This is a genomic window from Pedobacter sp. (assembly GCF_031119335.1).
GTDB lineage: Bacteria > Bacteroidota > Bacteroidia > Sphingobacteriales > Sphingobacteriaceae > Pedobacter.
Genome location: NZ_JAVHXT010000002.1, coordinates 303,598 through 318,456 on the forward strand (window position 1 = coordinate 303,598; position 14,859 = coordinate 318,456).

The 14,859-nt window shown below is 37.4% G+C and carries 16 protein-coding genes; 9 read left to right on the forward strand and 7 right to left on the reverse strand.

Features of this window, described 5'->3' with window-relative positions; translation table 11 throughout:
- Nucleotides 1–3 precede the first annotated feature (3 nt).
- Nucleotides 4–486 (reverse strand): BON domain-containing protein, encoded by a 483-nt coding sequence (locus tag REI64_RS03515; protein ID WP_308848710.1) that lies wholly within the window; start codon nt 484–486, stop codon nt 4–6.
- A gap of 275 nt (nt 487–761) precedes the next feature.
- On the opposite strand from REI64_RS03515, the gene hisS reads away from it, so the two are divergent.
- From hisS to tsf, 5 genes are all read left to right on the forward strand, one after another.
- Entirely contained in the window at nt 762–2,156 is a 1,395-nt protein-coding gene (gene hisS, locus REI64_RS03520; protein WP_308848711.1) for a histidine--tRNA ligase, read from the forward strand.
- Between the two features lie 636 nt (nt 2,157–2,792).
- Nucleotides 2,793–3,236, forward strand: a complete 444-nt coding sequence (gene rplM / locus REI64_RS03525; RefSeq protein WP_308848712.1) for a 50S ribosomal protein L13 — start codon at nt 2,793–2,795, stop codon at nt 3,234–3,236.
- 16 nt (nt 3,237–3,252) lie between these two features.
- Entirely contained in the window at nt 3,253–3,639 is a 387-nt protein-coding gene (gene rpsI, locus REI64_RS03530; RefSeq protein ID WP_308848713.1) for a 30S ribosomal protein S9, read from the forward strand.
- Between the two features lie 18 nt (nt 3,640–3,657).
- A complete protein-coding gene (rpsB, locus tag REI64_RS03535; RefSeq protein ID WP_308848714.1) occupies nt 3,658–4,482 on the forward strand; it encodes a 30S ribosomal protein S2 in 825 nt (274 codons plus the stop codon).
- Between the two features lie 97 nt (nt 4,483–4,579).
- Nucleotides 4,580–5,425, forward strand: a complete 846-nt coding sequence (tsf, locus tag REI64_RS03540; RefSeq protein ID WP_308848715.1) for a translation elongation factor Ts — start codon at nt 4,580–4,582, stop codon at nt 5,423–5,425.
- A 59-nt stretch (nt 5,426–5,484) separates the two neighbouring features.
- On the opposite strand, the gene REI64_RS03545 is transcribed toward tsf, so the two are convergent.
- Together REI64_RS03545 and REI64_RS03550 are read right to left on the reverse strand one after the other, a co-directional pair.
- Nucleotides 5,485–5,670, reverse strand: coding sequence for a hypothetical protein (locus tag REI64_RS03545; protein WP_308848716.1), 186 nt, complete (start codon nt 5,668–5,670; stop codon nt 5,485–5,487).
- An 88-nt stretch (nt 5,671–5,758) separates the two neighbouring features.
- Nucleotides 5,759–6,973 carry an FN3 domain-containing metallophosphoesterase family protein gene (locus REI64_RS03550; RefSeq protein WP_308848717.1) on the reverse strand — a complete coding sequence of 405 codons (1,215 nt, stop codon included), beginning with the start codon at nt 6,971–6,973 and terminating at the stop codon, nt 5,759–5,761.
- A 68-nt stretch (nt 6,974–7,041) separates the two neighbouring features.
- Between REI64_RS03550 and nagA the strand changes: the two genes are divergently transcribed.
- From nagA to REI64_RS03570, 4 genes are all read left to right on the forward strand, one after another.
- Entirely contained in the window at nt 7,042–8,142 is a 1,101-nt protein-coding gene (gene nagA, locus REI64_RS03555) for an N-acetylglucosamine-6-phosphate deacetylase (RefSeq protein ID WP_308848718.1), read from the forward strand.
- Between the two features lie 39 nt (nt 8,143–8,181).
- Complete coding sequence (pyrH, locus tag REI64_RS03560; protein WP_308848719.1) at nt 8,182–8,889, forward strand: UMP kinase; 708 nt, start codon at nt 8,182–8,184, stop codon at nt 8,887–8,889.
- Between the two features lie 43 nt (nt 8,890–8,932).
- Entirely contained in the window at nt 8,933–9,496 is a 564-nt protein-coding gene (gene frr / locus REI64_RS03565) for a ribosome recycling factor (RefSeq protein WP_308848720.1), read from the forward strand.
- 105 nt (nt 9,497–9,601) lie between these two features.
- Nucleotides 9,602–11,341, forward strand: coding sequence for an ABC transporter ATP-binding protein (locus REI64_RS03570; protein ID WP_308848721.1), 1,740 nt, complete (start codon nt 9,602–9,604; stop codon nt 11,339–11,341).
- 53 nt (nt 11,342–11,394) lie between these two features.
- Here the strand turns inward: REI64_RS03570 and rfbA are convergent, their stop codons facing one another.
- The 4 genes from rfbA to REI64_RS03590 all read right to left on the reverse strand — a co-directional run bounded on the left by rfbA (nt 11,395) and on the right by REI64_RS03590 (nt 14,841).
- Nucleotides 11,395–12,255, reverse strand: coding sequence for a glucose-1-phosphate thymidylyltransferase RfbA (rfbA, locus tag REI64_RS03575; RefSeq protein ID WP_308848722.1), 861 nt, complete (start codon nt 12,253–12,255; stop codon nt 11,395–11,397).
- Nucleotides 12,256–12,273: 18 nt separating this feature from the next.
- A complete protein-coding gene (rfbD, locus tag REI64_RS03580; RefSeq protein WP_308848723.1) occupies nt 12,274–13,137 on the reverse strand; it encodes a dTDP-4-dehydrorhamnose reductase in 864 nt (287 codons plus the stop codon).
- Nucleotides 13,138–14,190, reverse strand: a complete 1,053-nt coding sequence (gene rfbB / locus REI64_RS03585) for a dTDP-glucose 4,6-dehydratase (protein WP_308848724.1) — start codon at nt 14,188–14,190, stop codon at nt 13,138–13,140.
- 84 nt (nt 14,191–14,274) lie between these two features.
- Nucleotides 14,275–14,841, reverse strand: a complete 567-nt coding sequence (locus REI64_RS03590) for a DUF3109 family protein (protein WP_308848725.1) — start codon at nt 14,839–14,841, stop codon at nt 14,275–14,277.
- Nucleotides 14,842–14,859 lie beyond the last annotated feature (18 nt).

Here is a 14,859-nt window from a genome sequence, read left to right on the forward strand (position 1 = left end):
TAACTACTTAACAATTAAACCTGTTCTTTCTACTTTTGCTGGTTTCAAAGCCATGTATGCTTGCGTAAAAGCTACGTTTTTTGCCTTCGAAATTTCTCCCGTCAAAGTAATTACACCATCCTTAACAGCATACTTCACTGTAGAAAGGTCTTTGGTTAAATCACGTAAGCCTGCAGAAATTGCCACATCTGTTGCGCTAATAACCGGATTGCTTGTAATTACTGGAGCAATGGTGATATTGTTAGTTACTGATTTCACACCTTTAATCGCTTTTGCAGCAGTTTCAGCGGCTACCTTATCTGCCTCATTTTTTAATTCTCCGCTGATGGTAGCTACACCATCTTTAACATCTACCACTACACCTGCAAGTGCAGCATTAGCACTGATAGTTTTTTCTACCGCAGCTTTTACATCTGCATCTTTAGGTTTGCAACTCACCACTGCTATCGAAGCCGAAAGCATCATCGCAAACAAAAACTTGTTCATTTTCATAATTAGATAAATTGATATTATTTTAAAAACTTAATTAACATTAAATCTACCTAAATATTGTATACGCAAATCCGCTTTTAGCCGATTAAACATACAGGCTCTAATTATTTTAAGCACCTTCTACTAGGAGACTTACGAAGTTTAACTTTAGTTTCAATTTTTCTTAAGGTGAAGTTGAGGGCTTCGCCGTTTAAAAACTTCGTAAGTCTTAAATTATCCTTAAACCCTACACCTTTTAGCTTTCGTCTTAATTAATTACTTTTGCGGCTATGTCAGTAACTAAGCCAAGCTTACCAAAAGGAACAAGAGATTTTTCGCCAGTAGAAATGGTGAAACGTAACTATATATACGATACCATTAAAACGGTTTTCAAGAAATATGGCTATGCAGAAATACAAACACCAAGCATGGAAAATCTGCAAACCTTAACTGGCAAATACGGCGATGAAGGCGATAAACTCATTTTTAAAATTCTTAATTCTGGAGATTATTTGGCCAAAGTTGATGAGCAGTTATTAGCATCGAAGAACTCGAACGCAACCATTTCAAAAATCTCAGAAAAAGCCCTTCGTTATGATTTAACAGTACCTTTTGCTCGTTACGTAGTGATGCACCAAAGCGAAATCGCATTTCCTTTTAAGCGTTTCCAAGTGCAGCCAGTTTGGCGTGCAGACAGGCCGCAAAAAGGTCGTTACCGTGAGTTTTATCAATGTGATGCCGATGTAGTTGGTTCTCCTTCTTTATTAAACGAAGCAGAATTTGTACTGATTTATCACGAGGCATTAAGCAATTTAGGTTTAACAGACTTCGATATTAAAATTAACAACCGTAAAATTTTATCAGGCATTGCCGAAATTATTGGCAAACCAGAACTAATTGTAGACATGACGGTTGCCATAGATAAGCTAGATAAAATTGGTTTTGATGGTGTAACCAAAGAACTTTTAGAGCGTGGTTTTACCGAAGCAGATATCGAAAAACTTAAACCAGTAATTTTGTTGGAAGGTTCTAATGTTGAAAAGCTGGAAAGTTTAAAGAACGTTCTTGCTACTTCTGAAATTGGCCTAAAAGGTATTGAAGAAATTGAGAAGGTTTTTGATTACGTAGCTAAGTTGAGTAGTAAAGAAAACGTAATGCGCCAAACGCCAAACGCCAACCTAAAATTAGACATCACCCTTGCTCGCGGCTTAAACTATTACACTGGTTGTATTTTTGAAGTTAAAACCAACGAAGTTGCTATGGGCAGCATTGGCGGTGGCGGTCGTTATGATGATTTAACAGGAATGTTTGGTTTGAAAGACCTTACTGGCGTTGGTATTTCTTTCGGAGCAGATAGAATTTACGATGTTTTGGAAGAATTGAACCTTTTTCCTGCTTCTGCAGCACAAGGCACAAAAGTGCTCATCAGTAATTTCGATGAAGCGGCTGAACTGTATGCCTTGCCGTTTTTGCAACAGTTAAGGGAAGCAAATATTGCTAGCGAACTATATCCAGCATCAGCGAAGCTTAAAAAACAAATGAGCTATGCAGATGCTAAAAACATTCCTTATGTAGTTTTAATTGGCGGCGATGAAATGGAAAGTGGGTTGCTAACTTTAAAAGATATGGCAAGTGGCGAGCAGCAAAAATTAACTGTGGCAGAGATTGTCGCCAAGCTGAAGTAAACACTTTATACCGTCATTTCGACCGTAGTGTAGCGAAATGGAGAACCGAAGCTCTGCAAAACAAAATCTTTAAATTCCTGCTCTCCGCTCTTCGAGATTTGCAATCTCGAAGTCCTATCATAGGATTTTTAATCCGATTTTTTTAGTTAAAGGATTGCAAATCCTTGGATACGAATTCCAGATTACATACCGAGCACAGCGAGCTCACGAAGTAATCTGGAATAGCAAAGATATGCTAGTCGGGATTTGCAATCCCGGCTTTTTGAGCTGCGGATTTTAAATCTGTAAAACACCAACTGCAAATCCGGAGTTTTAAACTTTGGCAATCTTGATAGGCAGGTGTAAGGTAAGATTGACAAAGTTGATGCAGGTTTTGCATTCCAAACCCGATTGAAGTGGATCCCGATTTTTCATCGGGAGAAACGGAAAGCGGGGCTTGCGTAACCAAAGAACCACCGCAATTGCTTTTCAAAAACCTTAAGCCCTAAACCTTTTACCTTACAACTTTAAAAACCCTGCCTTTACATCAAAACTTTTTTCACTCCAACTATTTGGTATTTAAAGTTTTCTCCCTATCTTTGCAGTCCCTAAAAAACTGGGGAATAATATATTTTTTAACAAATTAAATAAAAGCAAGTGAATACGTTAAGTTACAAAACTGTCTCTGCGAATGCTAAAACCGTTAACAAACAATGGGTTGTAGTTGATGCTGAAGGAGAGATTTTGGGGCGCTTGTCTTCTAAAATCGCTATGATTATTAGAGGTAAAAACAAGCCTGAGTACACCCCACACGTAGACTGTGGAGATAATGTAATTGTTATCAACGCAGACAAAGTTAAACTAACTGGAAACAAGTTGGCAGACAAAACCTACGTTCGTTACACTGGATATCCAGGTGGTCAACGTTTTATTTCTCCAAAAGAGTTATTGGCTAAGCACCCTCAACGCGTTGTTGAGAAAGCAGTACGTGGTATGTTACCTAAAACCAAATTAGGCAAAAAATTATACACTAATTTATTTGTTTATGCTGGTTCAGAGCATCCTCACGCGGCACAATCGCCTAAAACCATTAAACTTTAATTAAACGAGAAAAGAAATGTCAACAACAAATACTTCTGGTAGAAGAAAAACAGCGGTTGCTCGTATCTATTTACAAGACGGCAACGGTGCTATTACCGTAAACGGTAAAGATTATAAAGTATATTTCCCAACCCTACCTTTACAATATATCGTTAACCAATCTTTCGAAGTTGCGGAAGTTGCTGGTAAATATGATGTAAAAGTAAACGTAGCTGGTGGTGGTGTTAAAGGACAAGCTGAGGCTGTTCGTTTAGCAATTGCTAAAGCTATTGTTGAATTAGATGCTGATAAAAAATCTGCTTTACGTGCTAAGGGCTTAGTAACCCGTGATATGCGTATGGTTGAGCGTAAGAAACCAGGACGTGCGAAAGCTCGTAAGAGATTCCAATTCAGTAAACGTTAATCTTAAGGAGACAATACAATGGCAAGAACAACATATCAAGACTTATTGGATGCAGGTGTACACTTTGGTCACCTTACCCGTAAATGGAATCCAAAAATGGCTCCTTACATTTTCATGGAGCGTAATGGTATTCACATTATAGATTTAAATAAAACTTTAGCTAAAACTGAAGAAGCTGCTTCGGCGATTAAACAAATCGTAAAATCTGGTCGTAAGATCTTATTTGTAGCTACTAAAAAACAAGCTAAAGAGATTGTAGCAGAGCAAGCTAAAAAAGTAAACATGCCTTTCGTAACCGAGCGTTGGTTAGGTGGTATGTTAACTAACTTCGCTACTGTACGCAAGTCAATCAAGAAGATGGCTAACATCGACAAGATGACTAAAGATGGTACTTATGCTATTCTTTCTAAGAAAGAGCGTTTGATGATCCAACGTGAGCGTATCAAATTAGAAAACCTTTTAGGTGGTATCGCTGATTTGAACCGTTTACCTGCGGCTATCTTCTTAATCGACGTGAAGAAAGAGCACATCGCTGTTGCTGAGGCTTTGAAATTAAACATTCCAACTTTTGCAATGGTTGATACTAACTCTGATCCTTCTAACATCGATTTCCCTATTCCAGCGAATGATGATGCTACAAAATCAATCTCTTTGATTACTGACATTATTGTTAAAGCTATTGAAGAAGGTTTAGATGAGCGCAAGCGTGAGAAAGATGATGAAGCTGAAAAAGAAGCTGTAGCTGCTAAAGCTGCTGCTGACGCTCCTGAGGCGCCTGCTAAAAAAGCTAAGAAAGAAGCTGTTGAAGCAGAAACTTCATCAGAAGATAACACAGAAGCATAAATAGATAGTATTTAAGTTAAGCGTTTGGAGTTTTGCGTTTTAAGACGCTTATCGCCAAACGCTTATCATTTTCAAAAAATTCATAAATTTTCAAAAAATGTCTACAGTACAAATTTCTGCGGCAGATGTAAACAAATTACGTCAACAAACAGGTGCCGGCATGATGGATTGCAAAAAAGCGTTAATCGAAGCAAACGGCGATTTCGAAGCTGCAGTTGATTTATTGCGTAAAAAAGGTCAAAAAGTATCGGCTGCTCGTTCTGGTAATGCAACTTCTGAAGGTCTTGTATCGATCGCTGTTTCAGCAGATGGCACCAATGGTAAATTAGTTGCTTTGGCTTGCGAAACTGAGCCAGTTTCTAAAGTTGAAGATTTCCGCAACCTAGCTCAAGCTATTTTAGCTGCTGCTGTTGCTAACAATCCTGCTTCTGCAGAAGAATTATCGGCTATTGCTTTAGAAGATGGACGTACAGTTGCTGAAACTATCACTGAATTAACTGGTAAAATCGGTGAGAAAATTGTTATCCAAGAGTACGCAAATATTACAGGTGAAAAAATTGTTTCTTACATTCACTCTAATGGTAAAATGGGTGTTTTGGTAGTTTTTGAAGGCGCTAATGGTGCTGATATTACTGAAGCTGGTAAAGATGTTGCAATGCAAATTGCTGCTATGAGTCCAATTGCTGTTGATAAAGACGGTGTTGATCCTGCTACTATTGAGCGTGAAATCGAAATTGCTAAAGACGTTATCCGTCAAGAAGGCAAACCAGAAGAAATGGTAGAAAAAATTGCCGCTGGTAAATTGAACAAATTCTACAAAGACAGTACTTTATTAAACCAAGAGTTTGTTAAAGACGGTTCTATCGACGTTCGTAAATTCTTAGACAACACTGCTAAAGGATTAACAGTTACTGCTTTTAAACGCGTACAATTAGGCGCTTAATTTTTAAGCTAATCTATATAGAAAAGTCCCGGCAATTTGTCGGGACTTTTTTGTTTCTATTAATCTTTTGCCGTTACTGCTACATGCAAGACTATTCCCCCGCCCAACATCAATAACAAGAAGCCTCCGAAAAAATAATGGCTAGCATTCTCAGTAGCAAATCCGTAACCTAGACCATACCAACCCAGACCTATAAGTACAAGTCCTATAATTACTTTAATGGCATTTAATATTCCTGTTTTCATTAAAAAAAATCTAAGATAGATTAAGTATTTATTAGGAGAATTAGTTTTTTATATATTAATATTACAGTTCTTTTAAATTACTTTCTAATTATTTCTTAATCGAATAATTGATCACTTCAGTTCCATCATCCTTTATCATTTTCACCAGCAGTTCATTTTGATTGGCAGTAACTTTCGTTAGAGTCCTTGTACCTTCCTTCGGTCCTCCCCCGATTACTAAGGGGTAACTATTTAAACCTTTTACGGGCTCATGTATTTGATATCGATGTGTGTGACCACTCAAAACTAAATCTACCTTACCCTTATTTAAGAGGGGCTCAAACACTTCTGTACAATGTTTTGGCCCGTGCCAATCGCCAGAATAGCGAGGTGGAATATGCATTAAAACAACTCTAAAACGTGCCTTTTTAAATTCCTTACTTGCTATTTCCTTTGCTAATAATTCTGCCTGCTCACGCCTGTATCCATCAAAATCTACAATATTGGCGTAAACCGGATGCGTATCTTCTTTATCCTCTCCCGTATCTAATACCACAAACCTAATTGGCCCTAAAGAGAAGGCATTGTAGCTTATGCTCTCAAAATACTGAGGTAATTCACGGCAATACTTACCACGAGTTTCATGATTTCCACGAACATAAACAAATGGCGTATACTTAGCGAAAGCTTCGGTACAAGGTTGTAAAAAGTTTTTTATAATCTGCGGTTCGTCTGTTTGATAATCAAAAATATCTCCATTAAAAAAAACAAAATCAGGCTTGGTTTCCTTATCTAAACCCAACAAAAACGGAATGGATTTAGGTCTGTCATGAATATCATTTAACATGAAAAAATTTACCTCTGCTTTATTTATATCTGGATTAACAAAAGACTGGATATCTGAATTTAACACCTCGCCATAAGTAAGCTTGTAAGGCTGAAAATCCTTAATTTCTTTTGAAACAATACGATAGTAATATTTTGTGCCGGGCTGTAGATTGATTAACTGTATTACGTTAATAGTTCCAATAGGCTTTAAACCAAGTTCAGTTTTTCCATAAGCTTTTTCGGTTAGACTATCAGGCGATAAACCATACTCTACCCAACTTGCTGCATTTTTATTTACTACCCATATAATAGAAACAGTGTTATTAAAAGAACTTTGCAAACATGGCCCCACAACAATCTTAAACCCTTCTTCTTTTCCATATAAAGGTTCCGAAGCAATCGCTAAAGATGGTTGTAGTAAAGCAGCAGCCCCTAACAGTGCTCCACCTTTTAAAAAATTACGTCTATTCTGATTTATGCTTCCTTGTTCTTCCATTCCAAATTTGTTTAGATTTCTAATATAGATTTACAAGCTCACAAATCGGCAAAATTTTTACATATTTGATGATGCAAACGTTTGATAATTACGACTATTTTGACGGTAGAGAAATAAAACACAACCAATCAATTACCATTGGCAGTAATAAAATTGAATCTATAACCAATGCTGGCAAAATAGAAACTAGGAATGGCTTAATTGTTCCTGGCTTTATTGACCTACAAATTTATGGCGCCGCTGGCAAACTTTTCTCTGCCGATCCAACAATTGAAAATATCCGAATAATCGAAGATCAATTATTAAAAGAAGGTACTACGAGCTTTTTAATTTGTTTAGCTACTAATACGCCAGAAGTTTTCAATCAATGTATTTCTGTAATTAAAGAATATCGAAAAGAGGCTAGAAATTGCATGGGCCTACATTTGGAAGGGCCATTTATCAACCCAGAAAAAAGAGGTGCACACGTAAGGGAATATATCCGTAAAGCCAGTTTGGATGAAATAAAATCGTTATTGGATTTTGGTGATGGCACGATCAAAATGATGACTCTTGCGCCAGAGCTACAAGACGAGGAAGTCATCCAATATTTACTAGATAACGATGTTGTGGTTTCTCTAGGGCACAGCAGTGCAACTTTTGAGCAGGCTACTAAAGCCTACAATCAAGGCATCCAGACTACTACGCACCTGTTCAATGCCATGTCTGCACTGCAACATCGTACTCCTGGCATTCCAACCGCTGTGTTCAATCATCCTACGGCAATGTCAAGTATTATTGTAGATGGCCTGCATGTTGATTTCGAAGTGGTGAATGTTGCCGCCAAAGTAATGAAAGAACGTTTATTTATCATCACAGATGCGGTGACCAAATGTAATTCGGGTCCCTACCAACACGTTGCTATAGATGGAAAATTCGTAATGCCGGATGGTACACTATCAGGTTCGGCAATGACAATGCTACAATCTATCAAAAATTGTGTTGCGCATTGCGATATCTCTTTAGTAAATGCTATTAATATGGCAACTTATTATCCAGCGAAGCTGATCAAAAAAGAAAACGAAATTGGTAAGATAAGTGTTAATGCTGAAGCTAACTTCGTGGTTTTAAACGAGCAATTGAATATTGAACAGGTATTTTACAAAGGCGAGGAAATTAAACGTAATTAAAGCATCATCAATTAAAAAAACTTGATAATTTTGTCTTTTATGAAGTACAAACGTATCCTCCTCAAACTGAGCGGCGAATCGCTAATGGGCGAAAAGCAATATGGCATTGATAACGAACGAGTTAAGCAATATGCCGAAGACATTAAAGCCGTGCATGACCAAGGTCTAGAAATTGCAATTGTAATAGGCGGAGGAAACATTTTTAGAGGTTTAAGCGCCGAAAAATCTGGCATGGACAGGGCACAAGCCGATTATATGGGCATGTTAGCTACTGTAATTAACAGCATGGCCTTGCAAGATGCTTTGGAGAAAGTTGGATTAAAAACTCGTTTGCTTTCTGCTATTAAAATGGAACAGATCTGCGAGCCTTTTGTTAGAAGAAGGGCTGTTCGCCACCTAGAAAAAGGGCGTATTGTAATTTTTGGTGCAGGTACAGGAAATCCATATTTTACTACAGATTCTGCAGCAGCATTGAGAGCTATCGAAATTAATGCTGATGTGGTATTGAAAGGAACACGTGTTGATGGTATTTACACCGCCGATCCTGAGAAAGACCCTGCAGCAACTAAATATCAAACCTTATCGTTTAAAGAAGTTTATGCAAAAGAACTTAATGTGATGGATATGACTGCATTTACACTTTGCGAAGAAAACAACTTGCCAATTATAGTATTCGATATGAATAAAGCCGGAAATTTCATGAAAATTGCTGAAGGCGAAGAAATTGGAACTTTGGTAAAAGGCTAATTTATAAGCATTATTTTATTTTTGTATAAAATCACACAGAACAATGAACGACCTTATAAAGAAACAAATAACTGATGCGCAAGCTACGATGGACAAAGCCATTGCGCACTGCGAATCGGAACTTACAAAAATTAGAGCTGGAAAAGCTGCTGTAGGAATGTTGGACGGCATTACTGTTGAATATTATGGTTCGCCTACCTTGTTGTCTCAGGTTGCTGCATTAGGTACTCCAGACGCACGTACCATAACTGTACAGCCTTGGGAAAAAAATATGTTAATCCCAATTGAAAGAGCAATTATGGAGGCTAACATAGGTATCAACCCTCAGAACGATGGTAGCATTATTCGTTTGGTTGTACCTCCATTAACTGAAGAGCGTAGAAAAGACCTAGTGAAAAAAGTTAAAGAAGAAGCTGAAAAAGGTAAAATCGCGGTGCGTAACATCCGTAAAGATGCCAACGAAAAGATAAAAAAACTGAAAGCAGAAAGTGTTTCTGATGATGAAATTAAAACTGGTGAAGCAGAAGTGCAAAAAGTTACAGATGCTTATATCCTTAAGGTAGATAAGCTTTCTGAATTGAAAGAAAAAGACATTATGACGGTATAACTAGGCTTAAACAGCTGACAATATCGTTGAATTGTAATATAAAAGGGAAGGTAGTTTTGCTAGCTTCCCTTTTTCTATTTTTGCATTCCAAATCACAAAACAAAAATGAATTTATTATTAGAGTATCTAAAAACACATAAGTGGGTGGTGGTGCTTGCCTTATTTTTAGCCGCAATAAATATCGGTTTCTCTTTAATGGACCCGTATTTTACCGGTCAAATCGTAGATCGGTTTATAGAAAGGAAGGACCTACTTGACCGCTCGGCATATATTTGGGGAGTACTTGGCTTGGTGGGTTTAGCAATTGGTGCGGCAATGGTATCAAGAATTGCTAAAAACTTTCAAGACTACTTTACCAACATCATTGTACAGAAAGTTGGCGCTAAAATGTATGCCGATGGCCTTAAACATTCGTTGGAACTACCTTACCAAGTATTTGAAGACCAACGCAGTGGCGAAACCTTAGGCATCTTGCAAAAAGTTAGGGTAGATTGCGAAAAGTTCATTACTTCGTTCATCAGTATCATTTTCATTAGTTTGGTTGGAATGATCTTCGTTATCGTTTATTCACTTTCTGTAAGCTACAAAGTAACGTTGGTTTATGTGGCCTCAATTCCAATTATTGCTTTCATTAGCTGGTTCTTAAGCAAGAAAATTAAAGTAATTCAAAAGTCTATTGTGGCAGAAACTACTGCTTTAGCTGGCTCTACAACCGAGTCTTTGAGAAACATTGAATTAGTGAAAAGTTTAGGTTTGGCTAACCAAGAAATCGAAAGATTGAATAAAACCACTTACAAAATCTTAGGTTTAGAGTTAAGAAAAGTAAAATATGTGCGTAGCATGAGCTTCGTGCAGGGAACTACGGTAAACTTTGTACGTAGCGTAATGATTGTTGTCTTGTTGGTACTGATTTTCGACGACACTATTTCTCCAGGACAATATTTTTCGTTCCTGTTCTATTCCTTCTTCCTATTTGGACCACTTCAGGAGCTCGGAAATGTAATTTTAACATGGAGAGAGGCAGAAGTGTCACTTGGAAGATTTAAAGACATTTTAAGCACTCCTGTTGATAAAAAGCCAGACAACCCGAAACCGCTTCGTAAAATTGAGCAATTAACTTTTGATGATATCAGTTTTAAGCATCTTACGGGAAAAACGAATGCACTAAACCATATCAACTTTAGTGTAAACAAAGGCGAAACCATTGCCTTTGTGGGGCCTTCTGGTTCTGGAAAGACCACCTTAGTTAAGTTGTTGGTAGGTCTTTATCAGCCAGTAGAAGGTAACGTGCTTTACAACAGCATTTCTGGTAAAGAAATTAACCTCGACCAACTGCGAGAAAAAATTGGTTTTGTAACGCAAGACACACAGCTTTTTTCTGGAACAATTAGAGAAAACCTACAATTCGTTAAACCAAATGCTACAGATGAAGAGTGTTTGAAAGTACTTCGTCAGGCGGCATGCCATACTTTGCTAGCCAGAGCCGATAAAGGTTTAGATAGCGTAATTGGTGAAGGTGGCGTGAAGGTTTCTGGTGGCGAAAAACAACGTTTATCTATTGCTAGAGCGTTGTTGCGCAATCCTGATATTTTGGTTTTTGATGAGGCTACTTCTTCACTAGATTCGATTACTGAAGAAGAAATTACCGCAACAATTAAAGATGTTTCTAAGCTAAGTGAGCAAATCACGATATTGATTGCCCATCGCTTGTCGACCATACGCCACGCAGATAGAATTTATGTGCTAGAAAAGGGGCAGATTATTGAGCAGGGCAAGCACGAAGATCTAGTGGAAGAGAAAGGTTTGTACTATGCGATGTGGAGGCAGCAGGTTGGAGAACGGTAACATCTTGGAAAAGACCTATAAGGTTTTGAAAAACTTATAGGTCTAAACAATTATTACTTCACTATCCTTAATAAATATTCACCATAACCACTCTTAACCAATGGCTTTGCAATTTCTCTTAACTGATTTGCTGTAATATATCCCATTCGGTAAGCAATCTCTTCAATACACCCAATTTTCAAGCCCTGTCTTTCTTCAATAATTTGAACAAATTGACCAGCTTGCATTAACGAAGCAAAAGTTCCAGTATCTAACCAAGCCGTACCACGACTTAAGACACCAACCTTTAACTTACCGCGTTCTAAGTAAACTTTATTCACATCTGTAATTTCGTACTCACCACGAGGCGAAGGCTTGATATTTTTTGCAATATCTACCACATCGTTATCATAGAAATACAGTCCTGGAACTGCATAATCAGATTTTGGCTGTGCAGGCTTTTCCTCGATAGAGATTACCTTGTTGGCTGCATCAAACTCAACTACACCATATCTTTCCGGATCTGACACTTGATAGGCAAAAACAACTCCTCCTTCTGGATTGGCACTGTTTTGCAACAATTTTGCCATTCCATCGCCATAGAAAATATTATCACCTAAAACTAAAGCTACCTTATCTTTACCAATAAATTCTTCACCAATTACAAAAGCCTGCGCTAATCCATTTGGTTCTGGTTGTACAGCATAGCTAAATTTACAGCCTAATGTACTTCCATCACCCAATAACTTCTCAAAGTTAGGCAAGTCGTGTGGTGTCGAAATAATCAAGACTTCATTTATCCCGGCTAGCATTAAAGTAGACAGTGGATAGTAAATCATTGGTTTATCGTAAACGGGCATCATTTGTTTACTACAAGCCAAAGTTAAGGGATGCAATCTGGTGCCGCTTCCGCCAGCTAATATTATTCCTTTCATTATATAGCGTATTGGGTTCTATTTAATTAATTTTAAAGCATCAATACAAACTTTCAGGCTATCTAACCAATAAGGAACCTGGATATTGTAATCTGCTTTGATTTTGGTTTTATCCATCACAGAAAAATGAGGACGCTTTGCTTTAGTAGGATAAGCACTTGTAGGTATCGGATTTACTTTTACTTCAGTTCCGCTGTAATCGAAAATCGCTTTGGCAAAATCGTACCATGAGGTTACACCTTCGTTACTGAAATGATAAATTCCGTATTTCTTTTCTGGGTTTTGAATGATATCGAAAATCGCATTGGCTAGATCAATAGCATAAGTTGGCGTACCTACTTGGTCTGCGATGATGTTTAACTCATCACGTTCTGCACCCAGTTTCAGCATGGTTTTTACGTAGTTATTAGCAAACTCTGAATACAACCAACTAGTGCGAAGAATAATATGTTGATCAAGCTTTTCGATAATTGCTTGCTCTCCATCCAATTTTGTAACACCATAAACACTAATTGGCTTAGTTATGTCATCTTCCTTTAACAACTTAATTTCGTTGCCTTCAAAAACGAAATCAGTAGAAATATGAATCAGCGTAGCTTTATTTTCTGCACATAAAACGGCTAAGTTCTTGGCCCCGATTTCATTTACTGCTTTTGCAATATCAGCTTCATCTTCGGCCTTATCTACAGCAGTATAAGCAGCGCAATTAATTACGTAGGCTGGCTTCTCTTGGTTAAAAAGAACCGTTAGATCTGCTACATTTAGAATATTTGCAGCTCCCTCTTCCGGGAAAATCACATCAGCGATATTCCTTTGCGCAACAATCTTTTTAATACACTGACCTAGTTGACCGCCAGCACCTATTACAAGTACTTTTGCCATTTATTTATGATTGTATTGCTTCTCGTAATATGATTGATAGTTTCCTGAAGTAACATTAGTTAACCATTCTTCATTAGCTAAATACCAATCTACTGTTTTTTCTAATCCCTCTTCAAATTGGAGGCTCGGCACCCAATTTAACTTTTGTTGAAGTTTGGTAGAATCGATAGCATAACGCAAATCATGGCCAGCTCTATCGGTAACAAAAGTAATTAGCTTTGCAGATTCTCCTTCTTCTCGACCTAATTTTTGATCCATTATTTTACAAAGCAGATGAATTAAATCGATATTTTTCCACTCATTGTGCCCGCCAATATTGTAAGTTTCACCCGTTTTAGCTTCATGGAAAATCACGTCGATAGCTCTTGCATGGTCTTCTACCCAAAGCCAATCTCTCACATTCTCGCCCTTACCGTAAACTGGTACAGGCTTATTATTTTTAATGTTATTAATAGCTAAGGGAATTAACTTCTCTGGAAAATGATGCGAACCATAATTGTTTGAGCAGTTAGATATCACACAATCTAGTCCGTAAGTGTCATGATAAGCCCTAACAAAGTGATCTGAGCTAGCTTTTGAAGCAGAATAAGGACTGTGAGGATCATACGACGTAGTTTCAGTAAACATTCCTTCCTCGCCTAAAGCACCATAAACTTCGTCAGTACTTACATGATAAAACCTCTTTTTATCATAATCTCCCTTCCAATACTCTCTAACAGCATTCAAAAGATTTACTGTACCAATAACATTTGTCATCACAAAGGCAGTTGGGTCGGTAATTGAACGGTCTACGTGACTTTCTGCTGCTAAATGAATTACTGCATCAAAGTTTTCACTTTTAAATAATTCGTTAATAGCACCAGCATCCGTAATATCTATTTTAACAAAACTATAATTTGGTTTATCCTCAACATCTGTAAGATTGGCTAAATTACCCGCATAGGTTAGCTTATCAAGATTTACAATTTGATAGTTTGGATAGTTATTTACAAACCTGCGTACAACGTGAGAGCCTATAAAGCCTGCTCCTCCTGTGATTAGTATTTTTTTCAAAGCGATATATGATTTTCAACTACAAAAGTATAATAATGCATTAACTAACAAAGACTTTAATTATTAAAAGCAGCAAATGTAAGCTTAAGATTCGATGGCAATATTTTCTTCCAGTTCAGTATACCAATCTGCACCATACTTTCTAATCAGAGGATCTTTAAGAAACTTATAAACCGGAACCTTAAGCTCCCTGCCGAACGTACAAGCGTCTTTGCAGATATGCCATCTGTCATAATTAAGCACTTCGAACTCTGGATACTGAGTTATCCTAATTGGGTATAAATGACAAGAAATTGGTTTCTTCCAGTCAACAATTCCTTCTTCGTAAGCTTTTTCTATGGCGCATTTAGTGATGCCATTTTCAAAGGTTACATAGGCACATTCTTTATTGCCATCTACACACGGAGTGGTCAGATCGCCATCTAGGTCTAGTACAGATGTACCGTATTCCTCAATAGCAGCTATTCCCTTTGGGGCTAAAAGATGCTTAATTTTAGGATAGATCTCTTCTAAAATTGCTTTTTCAGACTGTTCAAGAGGCGCACCAGAATCACCCTCAATACAACAAATCCCTTTACACTTGCTTAAATTACATACAAAATCTTCCTTAATCAGATCTTCATGCACTAAGGCGCTTTGAACTTCTATCATTTTTTGGTTAATTGTTTA